The following is a 20,832-nucleotide window of genomic DNA, read 5'->3' on the forward strand; positions in this document are numbered from 1 at the left end:
TCAGTACTCCTCCCGGTAGCGCTGTGCGACGTAGTCGCTGATGACGTTCATGGCGAGCGTGATGACGAAGAGGGTGATGCCGATGGCGAACACGCTCCGGTACGCGAGGCCGCCGCCCGTCACGTCCCCGCCGATGAGTTTGATCATCGCGGCGGTCATCGGGAGCGCGCGCTCCGTGTACGTGGCGGGGTTGAACGGGTTGAGGAACTGCGCGGTCGAGCCGGCCGCGATGGTGACCGCCATCGTCTCGCCGATGGCCCGCGAGAGCGCGAGGATGAACGACGAGAAGATGCCCGAGAGCGCCGACGGGACGACGATGTCCGTCGAGACCTCGAATTTTGTCGCGCCCATCCCGTAGCCCGCCTGCCGGAGTTCTTCGGGGACCGCGGACATCGCGTCCTCGCTGATGGACGCGACCATCGGGATAATCATGATGCCGACGACGATACACGCCGACAGCATGTTGAACGTCCCCAGTCCGGGGACGAACGGCTGGAGCATCGGCGTGATGTAGATGATGGCGAAGAAGCCGTAGACGACCGTCGGGATGCCCGCCAGAATCTCCAGGCCGGGCTTGAGAATCGAACGCACGCGCGGGCTGGCGTACTCGCTGAGGTAGATAGCGGTGCCGACGCCCAGCGGCAACGCGATGATGGAGGAACCGATCATCACCATCAGCGTCGCCGTCACGAGCGCGAGCACGCCGAAGCGCCCGCTGGTTGGTTGCCACTCGGTACCGGTGAGGAACTCGACGACAGTCGCGGTCTCGCCCTCCACGCCGACCAGCGGCGCGGAGAACGTGAAGAACTTCGCGGCCTCCGTCGTCAGGAGGACGATGAGACCGATGGTCGTGGCTATCGAGAGCGCGGCACACACGAAGAAGAACGTCCGCGAGAGTAACTCCGGTGGCGCGTTCTGGGTCCGACGAGTGAGGTCGTCCGCCAGGCTGTCGCCGCTCATTAATTTGTTCCGGTCATGCTGAACCTATAAGCTCTTTGTTCGGCCGTGTGGGCGGTTAACTCTGCGCTTCCTCGATGGCCGTCTCGAGGACGTCGAGCTGTTCTTGCTTGGCTTCCTCGCTGAGGGGAACGTAGCCGACGTCGTTGGCGACGATTTCCTCGCTGGTGGAGTTCTCCACCCAGAAGCGCGCGAACTCCGCGATGTGCTCCTCGGCCAGCGAGGACTTCGCGGGGTACGTGAACAGCGGCCGCGACAGCGGCTGGTACTCGCCGGAGCGAGCGGTTTCGAGGCTCGGCTCGACGGGCTCGCCGTCGCCGTTGTCGATGGCGAGGGCCTTCACGCGGTCCTTGTTCGTGGAGTAGTACGCGAAGCCCATGTACCCCATCGCGTACTGGGAGCCCTCGACGCCCTGGATGATGGTCCGGTCCTGCTCGGTGCCGGAGTAGTCCTGACGGTGACTGAGTTCCTCGTCGCCGCTGTGGAGGACGGACTCGATGAAGTAGTCGTAGGTACCGGAGGCGTCAGAGGGGCCGTACAGTTCGAGGGGTTCGTCCGGCCAGTCGGAGTTGACGTCGCTCCACAGTTCGGGCTGCTCCTCGGCGGACCAGATGGTCGCCAGCTCCTCGACGGTGATGCTGTCGATGTCGAGGTCGTTGTTGACGATGACGGTGAGCGCGTCCGTCGCGACGGTCAGTTCGACGGGTTCGACGTCGTTGTCGGCGCACTGCTGGCGTTCCTGCTCCCGAATCTGGCGGGAGGCGTTGTTGAAGTCGGTGTTGCCCGGACAGAAGTGGTTCGCGAAGCCGCCGCCGGTGCCCGTCGACTGGAGGTTGAAGTCGACGCCGTCGTGTTCGGCGCGGAACTCCTCGGACATCGCCGTCGCGAGCGGGAAGACGGTCGAACTCCCGGCGATGTCGATGGAGCCCGAGAGTCCGTCACCCGAACCGCTGTCGCCGGTGCTCTGACAGCCGGCGAGCGCTGCGGCCCCGACGACACCGACACCGGTCAAGAACTGGCGACGCGTACGAACAGCCGACTCGTTGCGAGTCATCAACTGTTGGTGAGGGAGATGTAGATAAATACCCTACTATGTTATCTATATAGGTATACCCATTCAGACGTTACCACGGGTATTCCGTGGCTCGGGCGGAAGACGAAATATCGCCGATAATCAATCTATCAGTCGATATACCGCCCGTTCTGGACAACTCCTGTCTGCGAGTGCGAGATATATATGGGTGGAAGAATTTATATTGGTACACTCTCAACGACGAAGTATGGAACGCAGGAAGGTCCAAGTCACGGGCGGGTCGACGTTCACTGTCTCGATTCCGAAAGACTGGGCGCGAGACCACGACGTCGAAGCCGGCGACGAGGTCGGCTTCCACCCCGACAGCGGGTCCCTGCTGTTGACGCCAGTCTCCCCCACAGAGACTGAAGAGGGGACGCTGGACATCTCCGGGATGGAGGGCGACGAACTCATGCGCGCGGTGATGACGATGTACGTCAGCGGCTTCGACGTGCTCGCGCTCGAAGCCGACCGCATCACCTCCGACCAGCGACGCGTCATCCGCAACGCCACGCAGGGTCTCGTCGGCCTCGAAGTGCTCGAAGAGACCGGCAACCGCGTCGTCATTCAGGACCTCCTGGACTCCTCGGAACTCTCGATTCACAACGCCGTCCGCCGCATGCACCTCATCTCCACCTCGATGCTCGGCGACGCCGTCGACGCGCTCGGCAACCGCGACCTCGACGTCGCCACCGACGTCATCGAGCGCGACGACGACGTCGACCGCCTCTGGTACGTCGTCTCCCGGATTTTCCGCGGCGCCCTGCGCTCCCCGAAGGTCGCCCAGGAAATCGGGCTCGGCCGCGAGACCGCCTTCGACTACCACTCCAGCGCCCGCCAGCTCGAACGCGTCGCCGACCACGCCGCGAAAATCGCCAACGTCACCCACGAACTCGACGCGGACGTCCCCGGCGAGGTGGCCGACGCGCTCGCCGACCTCGAAGCGGACGCCACCGACATCGTCGGCACCGCGATGGAGGCACTGTTTACCGACGATCCGGAGGAAGCGACCAAACTCGCCAACGAAGCCCGCGCGGACGTCCGCGCAATCGACGAACACACCCGTGCCATCGACGACCTCCTCCACGACCTCGACCCACACCACGCCCAGCACCTCGGGCTCGTCGTCGACTCTCTCTCGCGGAGCGCGGACTACGGCGGCAACATCGCCGAGACCGCGCTCCAGAAGTCCGCGCCCACGCCCGACCCGTAAGTTCTGCCGGCGTCCGCGACTACTGACACCGGTACTCGATATCCACAAACCTATACGTGACAGCGTCGATTCCGAGCGTATGAGCGAGGAATTCCCCGACTACCTCGACGTCGACTACACGGATGGTGAAGGCGAAACACCGGAGGACTACCCGACGCTCGAAGACAAAATCGAGAAGGCGATCGAAGTCACGCGCAAGGGCCTCGAAGAGTACGAGAACCCCGCCATCATGTGGACCGGCGGGAAGGACTCCACGCTCACGCTGTACTTCGTCAAGGAGGTCGCCGAGCAGTTCGACCTCGAAGTGCCGCCGACCATCTTCATCGACCACTTCCAGCACTTCGACGAACTCCACGACTTCGTCGACCACTGGGCCGACGAGTGGGACCTCGACGTCGTCTACGCCCGCAACGAGGACATCGGCGACTACGTCGACGAACACGACCTCGAACCCGGCGACGACATCCCCATCGACGCGCTCAACGAACAGAACCAGCACCACGTCCGCGACCTCCTCGAGTACGAGGACGAGTCGTTCCCGTTCCTGCTGGACACCTACGTCGGCAACCACCTCCTGAAGACGGTCGCGCTCAACAACGCCCTCGAAGAGCACGACGTCGACGGCATCCTCTCCGGCATCCGCTGGGACGAACAGGAAGCCCGCGCCGACGAGACGTTCTTCAGCCCGCGCCACGACCCCGACGTCTACCCGCCCCACGACCGCATCCAGCCGATTCTCCAATTCGACGAAGCCGCCGTCTGGGACGCCTTCTGGTTCTACGTCGTCCCCGAGACCGTCGAGGAGTTCCCGGACGACGGCTACGTCCCCCAGGACTACGACGACCTCCCGAACGGCCTCACCCACGAGGACATCCCCGTCTCCCCGAAGTACTTCAAGGGCTTCCGCTCGCTCGGCAGCGAAATCTCCACTGACAAGTCCGCCGACGAGCCCGCCTGGCTGCAGGACTTAGAGAACACGACCGAGCGCGCAGGCCGCGCCCAGGACAAAGAAGACCTCATGGAGCGCCTGCGCGACCTCGGGTACATGTAGTACCTTTTTGCTGCACTCGCTCGGGCGCTGACGCGCCCTCGCTCGCTGGCAAAAATCTACGCTAAAAAGCGCCGTCGGACCCCGCTACGGGGGTCCTCGGCGCCCGCGCTCGCTGCTCACGGCTCGCTACGCTCGCCGTTCGCACAGTCCGAGGCGCTTCGCGCCTCGCTCCGCTCGCGCGGGGGAACGGCACGCTCCGCGCGCCGATGCTCGTTGCTATGATTTCTTGCGAATTCGGGGAAAGAACGAGTCCGACGGCGTAGCGACTGTGCTAGTTCAGTTCCACGGCGCGAAGCCGGGGTCGACCTGCCGCTCGCGGGCGTCGCTGCCGTCGATTTTCGCGACGTCCTCGTCGTCGAGGTCGACCGCGAGGCTCTCGAAGTTGTCTACGATGTGGGACTCGCTGGTGGCCTTCGGGATGGCGGTGACACCCTTCTCGCGAACCCACGCGAGGCTGACCTGGGCTTCGCTGACGCCGTGTTTCTCCGCGACGGCCTGAATCTCGGGGACGTCGAACACCTCGCCGCGCGCGAGCGGCGAGTACCCGACGAGTTCGAGGTCGCGTCCTTCGGCGTACTCCCGGAGTTCCTCCTGGGGGAGCAGCGGGTGGAGTTCGACCTGATTCGCGAACGGGTCCTCGCCGAGGACGTCGCGAGCCTCGTCGAGGTGTCGCGGTTCGAAGTTGCTCACGCCGATGTCGTCGATGAGCCCGTCCTCGCGGAGCTGCTGGAGCGCCGACAGCGTCTCCTCGGCGTCGTACTCGCCGGCCGGCCAGTGGACGTACAGCAGGTCGACGGAGTCGACGCCGAGATTCTCCAGGCTCTCCTCGGTGGTCGAAATCACGTCGTCGTGAGCGAGGTTCTCGATCCAGACTTTCGTCGCCAGGAAGACGTCCTCGCGAGGGACGTCGGCCTCCTCGATGCCGCGGCCGACGGCTTCCTCGTTGCCGTACGCCTGCGCCGTGTCGATGTGCCGGTAGCCGGCTTCGAGGGCAGTGCGGACGCTCTCGGCGCACTGTGCTGCATCGTCGTTCTGCCACGTGCCGAGGCCCAGCATCGGCATCCCGTTCGCCAGCGGTGCGCGTCGCTGCTCGTTCTGAGACATGGTCGAATCGAGGGGCGCCGCGTGGTTAGTGCTTGGGAAGGCGGCGAGGTCCCAGACTTATCGCTCGGCGAGGCGCTGTTTCGCGAACCGCGCGAGCAGCGGCAGGTCGTCGAGGTGGACGAGTTTCGAGATGCCGCGCAGCCCGCCCTCGTTGGCTTCGCCGAGGGTCTCCACGTCCATCGCGTTGAGGTCGTCCATCAGGCGGTCGTAGCGCTCGTTCGGCGCGAGGTACAGGAGTTGGGTCATCGTGAGCCGGCGGCGCATGTCGGGGGCGACCCGGCTCCGCCAGAGGTCGTCGTAAATCGACATCGCGTCCGCGGACGTGTCGGTCTCCGTCCCCATCAGACAGCGGTCGGCGGTGATGGCCGCGGCGCGCGCGGACTCCATGCCCTTGTGGATGCCCTCCCCCCACAGCGGGTCGATGGTAGGGACGGTGTCGCCGATGGCCATGAAGTTGTCCGTGCTGAAGCCGTCGGGCATCTGGATGTGCGCGGAGCCGCGGTGCTGTTGTTTGTCCGTGATGCGTTCGGCGTTCTCGAAGCGGGGGTCCTCGTCGAGCCACGCTTCGAGGTGCTCGTCGATGCTCCGCGTCGTGTCGCCGTACTGCTGGTAGCGCTCGCTCTGGATGTAACAGAGGCCGACCTTCGCCGTGTCCTCGCCCGTGTGGAAAATCCACGAGTAGCCGCCGGGGACGACGTCGTGGTCGAGGCGCAGCATCATCGCATTCGAGAGGTCCGCGAAGCCGGGATGGTCGACGTCGACGCCCTCCATCTCCCACTCGATGCCGACCGCCTGGTGTTGGCGCTGGAGGTCGCAGACGCCGAGTTTCTTCGCGAGCGGCGCCGCCGGCCCCGTCGCGTCGACGACAATCTCGGCGTAGACCTCCTCGTCGCCGGCGTACTGTACGCCGACGATGTCCCCGTCCTCCATGATGGGGTTGTTCACGCGCGCGTCGAATCGGTACTCCGCGCCGTGCTCGTGGCCCTCCGCGACGAGCCACTGCTTGAACTCCGCGAAGTCCAGCACTGCGCCGGGCTGGGTCTGCACGAAGTGCTCGTTCGGGGATTCGAGAACGACCTCGTCGGTGTACTGCATCACGACGTCGTCGGGAATCCCGAACGCGCCCGTCATCGACGCGAACGTGCCCGCCGTGGACTTGTTCGACTGGCGCGGGAACCCGTCCTCGGGTTCGGCTTCCAGCACGAGGACGTCGTAGTCCCGCTGGGCGAGGTCTCGCGCGCACTGTGCTCCTGCCGGACCGGCGCCGGCGACGACGACGTCGTAGTGCTCAGACATGGCGTAGAGGGTCGGTGTGTGGGTGCGGCGCTCGGGCCGCGATAGTCGTGCGGGCGCCGGGCTGTGGGCGTCGGCGCGCGGGCGAGTGCCCGTCCCCGTAGCCGGTCGTGTCGGCGTCCGCAGTCACTGTTACTCGACGTAAGTCGCGTCGCAGGTAAAAAACACGCGGGAACGTTCTTGACGCCCGCGAGAGGGCGGAATTGGGTTACTCGGCTTCCTCGCCGTCGCCCATCCACCGCAGGCCGAGCAGCCGGTAGCCGTCGAACTCGCCGGCCTCGATTTCGCGCTCGATTTCGGCGTGGGTGTCGGCGTCAATGCGCGCGAGGTGACAGAGAGGGTGGCCGGGCGCTGCCACCGGATTCTCCAGGATGCCGACGAGAATCCCCGTGAACGGCGCTTCGACGACGTACTCCTCGGTGCTGAAGTGGTCGCTGATGGTGCAGATGGTCTCGCCCTCGTGGACCAGCGGCGTCGGCCCCCACTGCATGTCCACGAGGCCGCCGGCGTCCGCACGCAGCCACCGCTTCTCCTGATTGCCGCCGAGTACTTCCTGCCACTTCGGGCGCAGAACCTCGCCGTCCGGGAGCACGTCGTACGCCGCGAGCACGCTCTCCACACCCTCCAGCGCTTTCTCGACGAGCGGGCGCTGGAACCGGTGGGCCTTCCCCATCTCCACGGTGATGGTGGGGATGCCGTCCCGCGTCGCGACGGCCCGCAGCGACCCGTCGTCGCCCGAACCCGTGAGAATCACGTTCGCGCCGAACGCCGCCGCGAGGCGCTCGACGTCCGGGTTGGTGGTGTCCGCGCGCACGTGGTACATCGTCGTGCGGTTCCGCGTCGAGGTGTGGAAGTCCACGGCCACGTCGCACTTACTCACGAACCGCCGGTACACCTCGTGAGCCATTCGCTCGGCGGTGTTCGCGCGCTCCCGGCCAGGGAACGAGCGGTTGAGGTCTTGGTCGTAGATGGGGATGTCGCGCTGCTGGGCGAGGTAGCCCGGGACGTTGACGACGTGCAGGCAGACCAGCGTTCCGTGGAGGTCGCTGGGGTCGTACTCGGCGGCGACCTCCTGGAGTACTTTCACGCCGTTCAGTTCGTCGCCGTGGATACCCGCGATTAGGCAGACGGTCGGCCCGCCGGCCTCGCCGTTCACGACGGTGACGGGCATCTCCACGAGGTCGCCGAGGTACGTCTCCCCGATTTCGTAGCGCAAGTGGCGCTTCTCCCCGGGTGGCACCTCGCTGTCGTACCGGAACGGCTCCGCCGGAACGTCTGACATGCCCGTACGCTCGCGGCCACCGACGATAAACACGGCGGCGCGACAGCGAAAAAGACAGAATATAGCGAGCATTCGCGAGCGCCGTGAGGCGCGAGCGGGTCACTCGCGGCTTCGCCGCGAGGCCGACGAACCCCCGAAGGGGGTGAGGACGGCTTTTTAGCGTAGATTTTTGCCAGGGAGCGCGCCGAAGGCGCGCGACCGCAGCAAAAAGGTACTAGTAGAACTCCCGAACGAGGTCGGTCGCGCCGTCGGGGGCGCCGTCGGGAATCTCGGCCATGTTCTCGTGGACGCCGTGGGCTTCGTGGTACGGCGTGGAGTTCTCGTCCTGGTAGAGGACGCCCATGTACTCCTTGTCGGCGTCGAGGATGGCGTCCTTGGCCTGGTCGTAGTTGTGGCGGTCGTAGTCGTCTTCCTCCGAGAGGTCCACAAGGGAGTCGCGGAAGTAGTCGTAGGTGTCGACGTCGTTGAACGTGACACACGGACTGAACGTGTTGACGAGGCTGAAGCCGTCGTGTTCGATGGCCTCCTTGACAATCTCCGTGTGACGCAGCGCGTCAGAGGAGAAACTCTGGGCGATGAACGACGCGCCGGCGGACATCGCGAGCGCGAGCGGGTTGACCGGCGGCTGCTTCGGGCCCTCCGGGGTGGTGGAGGTCTCGAAGTCGGGTCGGCTGGTCGGGGACGCCTGGCCCTTGGTGAGGCCGTAGATGCGGTTGTCCATCACGACGTACGTGATGTCGACGTTCCGGCGGACGGCGTGGATGAAGTGGCCGACGCCGATGGAGTAGCCGTCGCCGTCGCCGCCCGCGACCATCACTTCGAGGTCGGGGTTGGCGAGCTTCGCGCCGGTGCCGACCGGGAGCGCGCGGCCGTGGACGCCGTGGAGCGCGTACGAGCGCATGTATGTCCCGATTTTGCCGGAGCAGCCGATGCCCGCGACGACGAACGTGTCGTCGGGCGTGTTGCCAGTCTCCGCGAGCGCTTTCATCATGCCGTTCATGGTGCCGAAGTCGCCGCAACCCGGGCACCACGTCGGCTGTTTGTCGGACTTGAAGTCGGTGAATCGGACGTTCTCTGAGCTCATGGGTTAGGCCTCCAGTGTCTGCTTGATTTCGTCGGCGAGTTCGTCAGCCTTGAAGTCGACGCCGTCGTACTTGTTGATTCGGTCGACGCGTTCGAGGGTGTCGTGTTCGACGACGTTCGCGAATTGGCCGGTGGCGTTGGCTTCGATGACGACGACGTCGTCGGCGGCCTGCACGTCGTCGGTGAGGTCGGGCCGCGGGAAGATGTACGGGACGGAGAGCACGCGCACGTCGAGGTCGTCGAGGTAGTCGAGCGCTTCGACGATGGTCCCCTCGTTGGAGCCCCACGAGATGACGAGGCTGTCCGCGTCGGCGTCGCCGAATTCGCGGTAGTCGAAGTCCTCGCGTTCCTCGGCGGTCTCGACTTTGCGGTTGCGCTTGTCGACCTGTTCGACACGGACGTCCGTGTCCTCGGTCCGGCGGCCGAGTTCGTCGTGTTCGAGGCCGGTGGACATGTGGACGCCACCCTCGGTGCCGGGGACGGCGCGCGGGCTGATGCCGTCGGCGGTGACGGCGTGGGCCTTGAATTGGTCTTTCTCGTTCTGCCACGCGGAAATCTCGTCCTCGTCGACGAGCTTCCCGCGGTCGATTTCGACCTCGTCCATGTCGAACTCCTCGGGTTCGTAGGTGCGCTCGGTGACGGCCATCGAGAGGTCGGCCGTGAGGTAGACGGGGAGCTGGTACTTCTCGGCGAGGTTGAACGCCTCGACGGTCTTGTGGAAGCACTCCGCGACCGACGTGGGCGCGAGGACGAACCGCGGCACTTCACCGTGGCCGCCGTACAGCATCATGTTGAGGTCGCCCTGCTCTTGCTTCGTGGGCATCCCCGTGGAGGGACCCGAGCGCATGACGTTCGTGATGACCAGCGGCGTCTCGCTGGTGGCGACGAGGCCGAACGTCTCGCTCATCAGGTCGATGCCGGGACCGGAGGTCGCGGTCATCGCGCGAGCGCCGGCGCGGGCGGCGCCGAGCGCCATGTTGATGGCGGAGAGTTCGTCCTCGGCCTGGACGACGTGGCCGCCGAACTGCTCGATGCGGCCGGTGAGGTACTCCATGACGTCCGTCGCGGGCGTGATGGGGTAGCCGGCGTAGAACCGGCAACCGGCGGCGATGGCGCCCATGCCGATGGCTTCGTCGCCGTTCAGCAGGACGTAGTCGTTGTCGGTTGTCTCCAGCTCGTAGGGGTTCTCGACGTCGGCGTACTCGTCGTTGACGTACTCGAAGCCGAGCCGGGCGGCCTGTTTGTTGTTCTCGACGATGCTCTCGCCTTTGCTCCCGAAGCGCTTCTCCAGGGACTCGTCGAGGTTCTCGATGGGGAAGTCCGTGACCGCGCAGACGGCGCCCAGCGCGACGATGTTGCGCATGATGGCGCCGCCGGCGTCCTCGGCCAGCGACTTCAGGGGGATGTCGAGGCCGACGGTGTCGGCGGGGGCCTCGAAGTCCGAGAACTCCGTGCGGTCACCGTCGAAGATGATGACCGACTCCTCGTGGAGTTCGTCGAGGTTCTCGTCGACGGTGCGCTCGGTGAGCGCGATGAGGACGTCGAGTCGGTCGACGACGCTCTGCACCTCGTCGACGGACGTTCGAATCTTGTAGGCGGTGTAGCCGCCGCGGATTCGGGACGCGAAGTCCTTCGAGGTGAAGACGTGGCGACCCGCGCGGGACAGCGCCTGCGCGAAAATTTTCCCGGTGGACGCGATTCCATCGCCGGCTTCGCCGCCGATGGCCCAGTTCAGGTCGTCGTGCATGTGAGTGGGGGTAGCCGTGCCCCTTGCAAAAAGCCTTCTGAACCCGTACGTCCCTCCGAAACGGGTGATTCTCGGCGATAGGTCGAAATAATTGGGCATTCGTCCATGATAGACTAGGGGGTCGTGATGGACGGCCGTTACACGCGCGCGTTACGCCCGCGTGTCTACCGGAAAATTCCGATTCCCGAGTTGTCGTTGTGCCGTGATGACAGCTCACTCGAGGTCGGCTGGCCGGGAAGCGAATCCATTTGGGTCGCGGGCGCGAACCCGTCGTATGGACGAGACAGCAGTTTCGGTTCGGGCGGTCCGCGACGCGGGCCCCGACACCGTCGCCGTGGTGTTCGAGAGCCCCGAGGGGTTCGAGGCCGAGCCCGGCCAGTTCGTACAGGTCTTCGGCGAGTTCGACGGCGAGCGCGAGGGCCGTTTCTACACGCTCTCCTCGCCGGACGTCGCGGAGACGTTCGAGATTACGGTCGAAGTGGACCCGGAGGGGACGCTCGGGCCGTGGCTGGCCTCGCGCGACCCCGGCGACGAGGTCGTCGTCTCCGGGCCGTTCGGCGACGACTACTACGAGGGCGAGGCCAGCGTCGTCGTGCTCGCGGGCGGGCCGGGCGTCGGGCCGGCGGTCGCGGTGGGCGAGCGCGCGCTCGCGGACGGCGCGGACGTCACCGTCGTCTACCAGGACGACGAACCGGTCCACGAGGACCGCCTCGCGGCGCTCGCGAACGCCGGCGCGCGCGTCGTCTTCGTCTCGGACGGCGTCGCGGCCGCGGTCCAGTCGCTCACCGGGCCCGCGGACGCCGTGCCGTTCGTCTACGGGTTCGCGGGCTTCTGCGAGGAAGCCGTCGAGGCGCTCGAAGCCGCCGGGTTCGACGTGGACGCCGCGAAAGTCGAGAGCTTCGGGCCCGCGCCGTAGCGCAGTCGCGGATAGTCCCGTGGACGGGACCGTGCGCGTCTCTCGAAGCCAAACGAACTAAACCCGAGGATTCCTTTGGTCGTTCCGTGTCGTCTAGTGGTTGGGACGGGGTTCGGCAACGGCTCGCCGGCCTCGAACGAGACTACGGGGCGTTCGACGTCGTCGAGGAGGAGACGGTCGTCCCGCGCGCCGTCTACACCGACTGCCTGCAAGCGGCCGAAGCAGGGTCGCTTGGCGGCGCGCGCGTCGTCCTCCGCCACGACGACGAGGTGTTGCTCGTGCGCTACCACGACCACCCCGAAGCGTGGGACTTCCCCGGGGGGTCGACGGAGCGCGGCGAGTCCCACACGGACACGGCGAAGTTCCGCGTCCACGACGACGTCGGTTCGACGTGCACGCTGACGGGGGTTGCGCGCGTCATCGAGCAGTCGTTCGCGCTCGTGGAGGGCGGGGACGGCGTCACCGGCCTGTGGGTGTTCTTCGAGGGCGAAACCAGCGACGCGGAGCTCTCGCTGTCCGAGGAGATTCTGGAGGCGCGGTGGTTCGACCCCGCGGACCCACCGGACGCCGTCGGCCCGCACGTCAGCGCGATTCTCTCCGACTAGTGCTGGACGAACTCCACGAGCGCGCCGCCCGTGTCGCTCGGATGCAAGAACGCGATTTCGTGGCCCCACGCACCTTCTCGGGGTTCCTCGTCGATGAGGTCGACGCCCATCTCGCGTGCCGTGGCGAGCGCGGCCTGGATGTCCTCGGTCGCGAGCGCGACGTGGTGGATGCCAGGTCCCTCGCGGTCGAGGTACGCGCCGATGTCGGTGTCCGCGTCGACCGGTTCGAGTAGTTCGAAGTAGCTGTTCTCGTCGAGTTCGAGAAAGACGACCCGGAGGCCGTCGAGCGTCTCTTCGTGGACCGCGGGCGCGTCGAAGAGCGTCTCGTACAGCGCCGCGAGACCGTCGGCGTCGTCGGTGGCGACACCGATGTGGTCGACGTGCATGCGGAGAGGTGGCTGGCGACCCACCATCAAGGCTCCGGCGCGTGCCCGGCCGCGTCAGTCGTCGCTCGGCGCGGGCAGGTCGACGGAGACGCCGGTGAGGTCCTCGGAGACCGACCAGAGCCGGCGCGCGGTCGCCTCGTCCCGCGAGCGCTCGCTGGACTGCTGTTCTTCGGGGTGGCCGCGCATATTCAACAAACCACCGGGGCCGACGTACTCCCCGCCGTCGATGGACGGGTGCGTGGCGGCGTACAGCAGCGGCCACGCGCCCGCTTCGGCGCTCTGCGCGAGCACGGCGTTGGCGGCCTTCATCCCGAGCAGGCGCAGCCGCGACCCCTCGGCTTCGGGGCCGCGCAGTTGGAGGTTCGTCGCGGCGAACCCGGGGTGGCAGGCGACGCTGGTGACGCTCGCATTCGCAGCGCGTAGCCGGCGGTCGAGTTCGTACGCGAACAGCACGTTCGCGAGTTTCGACTGGCCGTAGGCTTCCCACTTGTCGTACTCCTGTTCGTGCTGGAGGTCGTCGAAGTCGATTTCGCCGCTCTCGTGGGCCATGCTGGATTGCGTGACGACGCGCGCTTGGCCGCTCGTCCGCCGCAGGACGCCCAGCAAGTGGCCGGTGAGCGCGAAGTGCCCGAGGTGGTTGACGCCGAACTGCGTCTCGAAGCCGTCCGTGGTCTCCGAGCGCGGAATCGCCATCACGCCCGCGTTGTTCGCGAGCACGGAAAGCGAATCGTACTCGGTATCGTACCAGTCGGCGAACGCCGCCACGGAGTCGAGGTCCGCGAGGTCGACTTCGTGGACGGTCAGCGACGCGCCCGGATACTCGGCCTCGATTTCCCGTTTGGCGTCCTCGCCGCGTTCGACGCTCCGGACGGCCAGCACGACGTGCGCGCCGTGTGCCGCGAACGCCTTCGTGGCCTCGTAACCGATGCCGCTGTTCGCGCCCGTCACGACGACGTTCCGCCCGGACTGGTCGGGCAGCTCGTCGGCGGTCCAGCCGCTGTCGTTGAACATGTGTTCAACTCCGCGCGGGAGCTCCATAATACGGGGCGTCGCGGCGACGCCAGCCGCGTCTCTACAGCGCGGCGCCGGGCTGGTGCTCGCCGAAGACGTCCCGGAGCGCGTTACAGATTTCGCCGACGCTGGCGTACGCCTTCACCGCGTCCACGATGTACGGCATCACGTTCTCCTCGCCCGCCGCGGCGTCTTTCAAGTCGGCGAGCGCGGCTTCGACGGCCTCCTCGTCGCGGTCGGCTTTGACGGACTCGACCTGCTCGACTTTCTGCCGCTCGTCCTCCGCGGTGACCTCCTCGATGTCGACCTCGGGTTCGTCCTCCTCGACCTCGAATTCGTTGACGCCGACGATGATGCGCTCGCCGTCCTCGATTTCCTGCTGGCGCTCGAACGCCACGTCCTGAATCTGGCGCTGCACCCACTGGTCCTCGACGGCCTGGCGCATCCCGCCGCGGTCGTCCACGTCGTCGAGAATCTCGCGGGCTTCGGCCTCCACTTCGTCGGTGAGGTTCTCGACGTAGTAACTCCCCGCGAGCGGGTCGATGGTGTCTGCCGCGCCGGACTCGTGGGCGAGAATCTGCTGGGTCCGGAGCGCAGTCCGGACAGACTCCTCGGTGGGAATCGAGAGCGCCTCGTCTTTCCCGTTCGTGTGGAGGCTCTGCGTGCCGCCGAGCACCGCGGCGAGCGCCTGGTAGCCGACGCGCACGATGTTGTTGTCGATCTGCTGGGCGGTCAGCGTCGACCCCGCAGTCTGCGTGTGGAACTTCAACTGCTTGCTCTTGGGGTCGGTGGCGTCGAAGCGCTCCTCCATAATCGACGCCCACATGCGGCGCGCGGCGCGGAACTTCGCGACCTCCTCGAAGATGTTGTTGTGGGCGTTGAAGAAGAAGGAGAGCTGCGGCGCGAACTCGTCGACGTCCAAGCCCGCGTCCAGCGCCGTCTCGACGTACTCGATGCCGTCGCCGAGCGTGAACGCGATTTCCTGGGCCGCCGTCGCGCCCGCCTCTCGGATGTGGTAGCCCGAGATGGAGATGGTGTTGAACTTCGGCGTCTCCGCGGCACAGTACTCGAAGATGTCCGTGATGACGCGCATCGACGGCTCCGGCGGGAAGATGTACGTGTTCCGCGCGATGTACTCCTTGAGGATGTCGTTCTGGATGGTTCCGCGGAGCTCCTCGCGGTCGACGCCCTGCTGGTCGCCGACCGCGATGTACATCGCCAGCAGGACGCTGGCGGGTGCGTTGATGGTCATCGACGTCGACACCTCGTCCAGCGGGATGCCGTCGAAGACCTTCTCGAAGTCGCGGAGCGTGTCGATGGCGACCCCGGACTTCCCGACCTCGCCCTGCGCCATCGTGGCGTCGGAGTCGTAGCCCATCTGCGTCGGGAGGTCGAACGCCATCGACAGCCCGGTCTGGCCCTGGTCGAGGAGGTAGTGGAAGCGCTCGTTGGTCTCCTCGGGCGTGCCGAAGCCGGCGTACTGGCGCATCGTCCACAGCCGCCCCCTGTACATCGTCGGGTAGACGCCGCGCGTGTACGGGTCCTCGCCGGGAAAGCCGAGGTCCTCCTCGTAGTCGAGGTCCGCGACGTCGTCGGGCGTGTAGAGCGGGTCGACGGACTGCCCGCCCGTGTCCGTTCGGAACTCGTCCTTGCGCTCCCCGAACCGGTCGAGCGTGGGGGAGAGGGAGTCTTCCTCCCACTCCTCGCGGGACTCGCGAATCGCTGCGAGGTCCTCGTCGTCGAACATGATTGGAGCGAGGCGGGACTGTGCCTTAGTTCGTGCGCTCCCCGAAGCCCTCCGTCACCCGCCCGTGTCGTACTTGTACGTCGCCGAGTCCGAGTCGATGCCGAAGTCCTCGGCGGACTCCTCGGGTTCCGATTCCTCGTCGCTCTCGCGCTCGGTGAAGCGCTTCCGCAGGCGTTCGGGAATCTCGAAGTCCACGAAGTTCAGGCGGACCGGCACCGCGTCGGGCTGGTACTCGCGGGTCGCGTCCAGCCGGTCCGGGAGCGGCTCGGGCAGGGAGTCGGCGGGCACGCGCTGGAAGCCGAACTGCGCGAGGTACTCGGGCTCGTCCGTGAGCGCGTACGCCGTCTCGAAGCCCTGGTCGCGGGCGTCCTCCACGAGATGTTCGAGGAGGTGTGCGCCGACGCCGCGGCTGCGCCAGTCCTCCAGCACGCCGATGTTCGTGAATTCGCAGACCTGCTCGTCGTCGACGGCGTGCACGCGGAGGCGCGCGAACCCCGCGCGCTCGTTGGTCTGCTCGTCGATGGCGAGCACGTAGTCCCGCGAGCGGAACGCCGGGTCCTCGAACCCGAACTCGTCGAGGCGGTCGAGCAACCACACCTCCTCGTGTTTCTTCGCGTCGCGGGCGTACATACTCCTCCCTTGGACGCCCCTCGGAAAAGCGTTTGCGGGGCCGTCGGGATACTGTTTAGTTACGGAGGGGACAGGACGGGAGAATGGTGACAACGTCTTCTTCGAAAGCCCCCTCCCGCTCGCGGGCTGCGCCTCGCTGTCGCCGAAAGAGCGCGTAGCGCTCTTTCGAGATGACGAGAGACGCCGCCGGCGTCTCTCGAACCATGCTCCTCGGCCGTCGGCCTGCGGTGCTTACGTCGGCTCGCTCCGCGAGCGCTCGGCCCCTTTCGATTTCCCGCCACGAGAGCGGTTGAGCGTCCGGCTTTCGCTCGACTAAACATGGCCGCCGTCGGTCACCGACGCGACAGCACACCGGCAGCGAGCGCGACCGCGAGCAGCGCCGCGACGACGCCGAACCCGGGGACGCTCGTCCCCGTCGTGTTCGTCGTCGCCGTCGCGTTCTCGGCCGAGTCGCTGGTCGTCGGTGTCTGTGTGCGCGCCGTGGTCGTGTTCTCGGAGACCGACGCGCCGAACGCCTCCGCGAGCCGGGTCGCGTTCGACTCGGTGGCGGTGGCGAGCAACAGCTGCGGGTCGTCCGCGAGCGCGCCACCCTCGATGGCGTCCGCCAGCGACGGCGAGAGCGCCGCCGCGTAGACGACTTCACCGTCGAGGACGGTGAGCAGGCAGTACCCCTCGTCGTTCCGCTCCGCGCCGTCGGCCGGACAGTTCCCGGTGGCGTTGTCGGACGTGAATCCTGCGTCGACGAGCGTGTCGGTGAACGACTGTGCGCCCTCGTCGGTCAGCGTGACGGCGACCCCCGGCTGTCCGTGCTGCGTCGTTGTCGGTTCGGCCGAGGCGATGTCGTCGGCGGTCACGACCGGCGTCTCGGTCATCGAGCCGTTTTCCGCCGGATAGCGCGCGACCAGGCTGGCGTCGGCGTCCGCAGCCACGGCGCTCCCGGCGACGGCGCCGGCGACGATGCTGGCGAGGACCAGGGCTGTGAGGAGGGCTCGGGTCACTCGCGGACGTTCGCAGCCACTCGACTAAAATATCACGCCGACGACCCTTCGCAGGCGACCGAGCGCGCGACCTCCACGAGCACCGACGCGGGCACGTCCTGCCCGCGGACCGTATACCGGTACTCCTCGCAGTTCCACGACACCGACGCCGTGGGGCCGTACGTCACCGCGGCCTCGTGGTCGCCGACCAAGACTGTGCGATCGCCGTCCGCGGGGAACGTCCGATTGTACTTCGCGACCGTGATGCGCCCGGTCTCGTTGACGTACCGGAGGCCGACGCCGTGCACGTCACCCGTCGTTTCGGAGGTGTACGTCGGCCGGAACGACGCCGGTAGTTCCGGGGAGGGAACGGAGACGTTCGTCGCCTCGCGGAGCGCCGCTGCGCTCTCGTAGGTCGTCGTCTCGGGCGTGTCGACGTGCTCGACGGTCGCGTTCGCGGGCGGGTCGAACGTGAACGCGTCCGCGCTCAGCCCGGGGTCGAAGGAGACGTTCGTGTACGTCGTACGCACGGAGACGCGCGTCCCGTCGTCGACCCACTCGGTGCGCTGTTCGAGCACGAAGAACCGCTGCGTGTCCACCAGTAGCGTCTGCTCGTAGGCCGCGCCGTCGGTCTGCGGCGCGACGTGGAGGACGTACGCTTCGCGGTCGCCGACTGTCGTCGTGCCGCGGTACTCGACGCCGAGCGCCGTGTCGGTGGACGCGTTCGGCTCGCTGGCGGCGTCCGGGACAACGGGCAGCGGCGCGACTTCCGGCCCAGACGCGCTCGTGGACGCGTCGCTCTGCGTGACGTTCAGTGCAGTGAACAGCCGCTCGATGCGGTCGGCGCGGCTGGCCGCGTCGCCCGGCGTCGGCGAGAGGGGCACGCGCTTCGCGCGGTTCGCGTCGCCGTCGTAGAACCACATCGTCGACCCGTTCGACACCGTCACCTCGTAGCGCTCGCTCTCGTTCACGACCACCTCGCGGCGCTGGTCCGTTCCGGGCCGGAGCGCCACCTCGGCGACCGTCCGGCTCGTGCGGCTCCCGCGCTCGACGACGGTCGTCTCCGTCGCCGTGACGCCGCCGATGCTGGCGTACTGCTCGCTGGCGTCCGTGCCGATTGGCTGGCTGGTCGCTTCGGGCGCGGCGACCAACCACAGCGCGCCGGCGACGACCACGGCGGCGACGGCGGCGACCACCACTACCGTGGTGACGCCCCCGCGGTCGGTGGAGGGGCCGCTCGGCATCATTTATTAACCGAACGAACGGTGGATATTTTAATAACGTTTGTGATGCGTGTGCGGCCACACATCCGACGCTCCCGGCGTCAGCCCGCGCGCCGGGGACTGCGAAACACCTTTGACGGGAACGCAAGAGTTGCCACGTATGGATACGCTCGACGAAGTGGACGAGATCGTCCACCGACCCGACGACGAGTTCGTCGAGTCCACGAACGTCTGGGACTTCATGCAGACGTACGCCATCGCGGACTACGACGAACTCGTCGAGCGCACCACCTCGGACCTCGACTGGTTCTGGGGGGAGCTCCCGGGCTACCTCGGATTGGAGTTCTACGAGGGCTTCGACGAGGTCCGGGACGACTCCGAGGGGCCGCAGTTCACGGAGTGGTATCCGGGCGCGACACTCAACGTCGCGCACAACACCGTCGACCGCCACGCCGCCGTCGACTCGGGCACCCGCAACCACGTCGCCTGCATCTGGGAGGGCGAGGACGGCGAGGTCCGCCAGCAGACCTACCACGACCTCCACCGGCAGGCCAATCAGGTCGCGAACGCGCTGACCGAGCGCGGCATCGGCGAGGGCGACACAGTCGGCCTCTACATGCCGATGGTGCCGGAGGTCCAGAGCATCCTCTACGGCATCTTCAAGGTCGGCGCCATCGCCGTCCCCATCTTCTCCGGGTTCGGCGTCGACGCCACCGCCACCCGGATTTCGGACGCGGAGTGCTCGGTGCTGTTCACCGGGGACGGCTTCTACCGTCGCGGCGACGAAATCACGCTCAAGGAGACCGCCGACGAGGCCATCGAACAGGCCGGCCACGTCGAGCACACCATCGTCTACGACCGGCTAGACGCGGACATCCCGTGGGACGACGACCGCGACGAGTGGTGGAGCGAGGCCGTCGAGACGCAGGCCGACGACTTCGAGACGCGCGAGATGGACGCCAGCGACCCCTGCATGCTCCTGTACTCGTCGGGGACGACGGGGAAGCCGAAGGGCATCGTCCACACGCACGCGGGCACGCTCGTCCAACCCACCAAGGAGATTCACTTCGGCTTCGACCAGAAACCCGGCGACCGCTTCTTCTGGGTCAGCGACATCGGCTGGATGATGGGACCGTGGACGCTCGTCGGCAACCACGCGTTCGGCGGCACCATCGTGATGTACGAGGGCGCGCCCGACCACCCCGAACCCGACCGCTTCTGGGAGATGATAGACCGCCACGGCGTCACCCAATTCGGCATCTCGCCGACCGCGATTCGCGCGCTCCGGAAATACGGCGACGAGTGGCTGGAGGGCCACGACCTCTCGAGTCTGCGCCTGCTGGGGTCGACGGGCGAGCCGTGGGACCCCGAGAGCTGGGAGTGGTTCTACGAGCACGTCGGCAACGGCGAAGCCCCCATCATCAACATCTCCGGCGGCACCGAGGTGTTCGGCTGCTTCCTCATGCCGATGCCCATCCAGCCGCTGAAGCCCTGCACGCTGGGCGGCCCCGGCCTCGGCATGGACATCGACGTCGTCGACGAGGACGGCAACTCCATCAAGGACGCCCACGAGCGCGGCTACCTCGTCGCGCGCTCCTCGAACCCCGCGATGACCAAGTCCCTGTGGAGCGGCGACGAGCGCCACCTCGAGGAGTACTGGTCGCGCTTCGAGGACGTCTGGAACCACGGCGACTGGGCGCAGGTCGACGAGGACGGCTTCTGGTTCCTGCACGGCCGCGCGGACGACGCCATCAACGTCGCCGGCCGGAAGGTCGGCCCCGCCGAAGTGGAGGGCGCGCTCATCGACCACGACGCCGTCAACCAGGCTGCCGCGGTCGGCGTTCCCGACGACACCACGGGCGAGGCCGTCGTCGCGTACGTGATTCTGGAGGACGATGTCGAACCCAGCGACGACCTCCGCGCGGAACTCCGCGAGCAGGTCGGCGCCGAATTGGGCAAGCCGTTCCGTCCGCGCGAGGTGCTGTTCGTCGACGAGTTCCCGAAGACCCAGTCCGGGAAAATCGTCCGCCGCGCCATCGAGGGCGCGTACACCGGCGAGGACATCGGCGACCGCTCCAGCATCGAGAACCCCGACGCCATCGACGCAATCGAGAACGCCCAGTAGTCAGAGGTCGGCCAGCAGCCCCTCGGGGCGTAACGTCTCCCCGTACTTCTCGAAGTCCTCACGGTGGAGCCACGCCAGCCGCGTCGTCTCTCCGGTCTCGGGGTCGTAGACCGTAATTCCGGTCTCGTCGTACAGCCAGTTCTGGTCGGCGCTCGCCTCGAAGACGCGCACGCCGTCGTACTCGCCCAATTCGGTCACCCATGAGAGGTCGACGCCGAGCGTCTCCCGGAACGCTGCGCGGACGGCCGCCTCGGGGGACTCGTCTGGTTCCACCTCACGGCCGAACGGCCGGTAGACCCGGCCCTCGTCGGGGTCGACGACCTCCTCGACGAACAGTTCGTCGAGCTCCCGAATCAGACAACGCGCGGTCGTCTCGGTCACTGCCGGCACCGACCGAGCACGCGCAAAAA

19 protein-coding genes are annotated in these 20,832 nt (G+C 67.0%); 5 read left to right on the plus strand and 14 right to left on the minus strand.

What is annotated here, in order from left to right; translation table 11 throughout:
- Together pstC and LPA46_RS02070 are read right to left on the minus strand one after the other, a co-directional pair.
- Window positions 1-960, minus strand: a complete 960-nt coding sequence (pstC, locus tag LPA46_RS02065) for a phosphate ABC transporter permease subunit PstC (protein WP_230887634.1) — start codon at window positions 958-960, stop codon at window positions 1-3.
- Window positions 961-1,015: 55 nt separating this feature from the next.
- Complete coding sequence (locus LPA46_RS02070) at window positions 1,016-2,011, minus strand: phosphate ABC transporter substrate-binding protein PstS family protein (protein WP_230891148.1); 996 nt, start codon at window positions 2,009-2,011, stop codon at window positions 1,016-1,018.
- A 226-nt stretch (window positions 2,012-2,237) separates the two neighbouring features.
- Between LPA46_RS02070 and LPA46_RS02075 the strand changes: the two genes are divergently transcribed.
- A complete protein-coding gene (locus LPA46_RS02075; RefSeq protein WP_230891149.1) occupies window positions 2,238-3,242 on the plus strand; it encodes a phosphate signaling complex PhoU family protein in 1,005 nt (334 codons plus the stop codon).
- Window positions 3,243-3,321: 79 nt separating this feature from the next.
- Window positions 3,322-4,293: a phosphoadenosine phosphosulfate reductase family protein gene (locus LPA46_RS02080; protein ID WP_230891150.1), complete on the plus strand. Its 972-nt coding sequence runs from the start codon at window positions 3,322-3,324 to the stop codon at window positions 4,291-4,293.
- Between the two features lie 276 nt (window positions 4,294-4,569).
- Here LPA46_RS02080 and LPA46_RS02085 read toward each other — a convergent pair whose 3' ends face one another.
- The 5 genes from LPA46_RS02085 to LPA46_RS02105 form a co-directional block, all read right to left on the minus strand.
- Complete coding sequence (locus LPA46_RS02085; protein ID WP_230891151.1) at window positions 4,570-5,397, minus strand: aldo/keto reductase; 828 nt, start codon at window positions 5,395-5,397, stop codon at window positions 4,570-4,572.
- A 57-nt stretch (window positions 5,398-5,454) separates the two neighbouring features.
- Complete coding sequence (locus LPA46_RS02090; RefSeq protein WP_230891152.1) at window positions 5,455-6,693, minus strand: digeranylgeranylglycerophospholipid reductase; 1,239 nt, start codon at window positions 6,691-6,693, stop codon at window positions 5,455-5,457.
- A gap of 205 nt (window positions 6,694-6,898) precedes the next feature.
- On the minus strand, window positions 6,899-7,972 hold the full coding sequence (locus tag LPA46_RS02095) for a succinylglutamate desuccinylase/aspartoacylase family protein (protein WP_230891153.1): 1,074 nt from the start codon (window positions 7,970-7,972) through the stop codon (window positions 6,899-6,901).
- 214 nt (window positions 7,973-8,186) lie between these two features.
- Window positions 8,187-9,056: a 2-oxoacid:ferredoxin oxidoreductase subunit beta gene (locus tag LPA46_RS02100; protein WP_230887627.1), complete on the minus strand. Its 870-nt coding sequence runs from the start codon at window positions 9,054-9,056 to the stop codon at window positions 8,187-8,189.
- Window positions 9,057-9,059: 3 nt separating this feature from the next.
- A complete protein-coding gene (locus LPA46_RS02105; RefSeq protein WP_230891154.1) occupies window positions 9,060-10,802 on the minus strand; it encodes a 2-oxoacid:acceptor oxidoreductase subunit alpha in 1,743 nt (580 codons plus the stop codon).
- 274 nt (window positions 10,803-11,076) lie between these two features.
- Between LPA46_RS02105 and LPA46_RS02110 the strand changes: the two genes are divergently transcribed.
- The gene (locus tag LPA46_RS02110; protein WP_230891155.1) at window positions 11,077-11,718 is read left to right on the plus strand and encodes an FAD-dependent oxidoreductase; all 642 of its coding nucleotides are present in this window, start codon (window positions 11,077-11,079) and stop codon (window positions 11,716-11,718) included.
- 86 nt (window positions 11,719-11,804) lie between these two features.
- Window positions 11,805-12,323 carry an NUDIX hydrolase gene (locus LPA46_RS02115; protein WP_230891156.1) on the plus strand — a complete coding sequence of 173 codons (519 nt, stop codon included), beginning with the start codon at window positions 11,805-11,807 and terminating at the stop codon, window positions 12,321-12,323.
- Here LPA46_RS02115 and mce read toward each other — a convergent pair.
- From mce to LPA46_RS02145, 6 genes are all read right to left on the minus strand, one after another.
- On the minus strand, window positions 12,320-12,709 hold the full coding sequence (gene mce / locus LPA46_RS02120; RefSeq protein WP_230891157.1) for a methylmalonyl-CoA epimerase: 390 nt from the start codon (window positions 12,707-12,709) through the stop codon (window positions 12,320-12,322). The two genes, LPA46_RS02115 and mce, sit on opposite strands and share 4 nt — an antisense overlap.
- Window positions 12,710-12,763: 54 nt before the next feature.
- Window positions 12,764-13,720: an oxidoreductase gene (locus tag LPA46_RS02125; protein WP_230891158.1), complete on the minus strand. Its 957-nt coding sequence runs from the start codon at window positions 13,718-13,720 to the stop codon at window positions 12,764-12,766.
- A gap of 61 nt (window positions 13,721-13,781) precedes the next feature.
- Window positions 13,782-15,467 (minus strand): acyl-CoA mutase large subunit family protein, encoded by a 1,686-nt coding sequence (locus LPA46_RS02130; protein WP_230891159.1) that lies wholly within the window; start codon window positions 15,465-15,467, stop codon window positions 13,782-13,784.
- A 54-nt stretch (window positions 15,468-15,521) separates the two neighbouring features.
- A complete protein-coding gene (locus LPA46_RS02135) occupies window positions 15,522-16,097 on the minus strand; it encodes a GNAT family N-acetyltransferase (protein ID WP_230891160.1) in 576 nt (191 codons plus the stop codon).
- 332 nt (window positions 16,098-16,429) lie between these two features.
- Window positions 16,430-17,095 carry a PGF-CTERM sorting domain-containing protein gene (locus LPA46_RS02140; protein WP_230891161.1) on the minus strand — a complete coding sequence of 222 codons (666 nt, stop codon included), beginning with the start codon at window positions 17,093-17,095 and terminating at the stop codon, window positions 16,430-16,432.
- 32 nt (window positions 17,096-17,127) lie between these two features.
- On the minus strand, window positions 17,128-18,321 hold the full coding sequence (locus tag LPA46_RS02145; protein WP_230891162.1) for a LolA family protein: 1,194 nt from the start codon (window positions 18,319-18,321) through the stop codon (window positions 17,128-17,130).
- 136 nt (window positions 18,322-18,457) lie between these two features.
- Here LPA46_RS02145 and LPA46_RS02150 point away from each other — a divergent pair, with 136 nt between their 5' ends.
- On the plus strand, window positions 18,458-20,422 hold the full coding sequence (locus LPA46_RS02150; RefSeq protein ID WP_230891163.1) for an AMP-binding protein: 1,965 nt from the start codon (window positions 18,458-18,460) through the stop codon (window positions 20,420-20,422).
- On the opposite strand, the gene LPA46_RS02155 is transcribed toward LPA46_RS02150, so the two are convergent.
- On the minus strand, window positions 20,423-20,803 hold the full coding sequence (locus tag LPA46_RS02155) for a hypothetical protein (RefSeq protein ID WP_230891164.1): 381 nt from the start codon (window positions 20,801-20,803) through the stop codon (window positions 20,423-20,425).
- Between the last annotated feature and the right edge of the window lie 29 nt (window positions 20,804-20,832).

The organism is Halobacterium sp. KA-6, from assembly GCF_021029015.1.
In the GTDB taxonomy this organism is placed as follows: domain Archaea; phylum Halobacteriota; class Halobacteria; order Halobacteriales; family Halobacteriaceae; genus Halobacterium.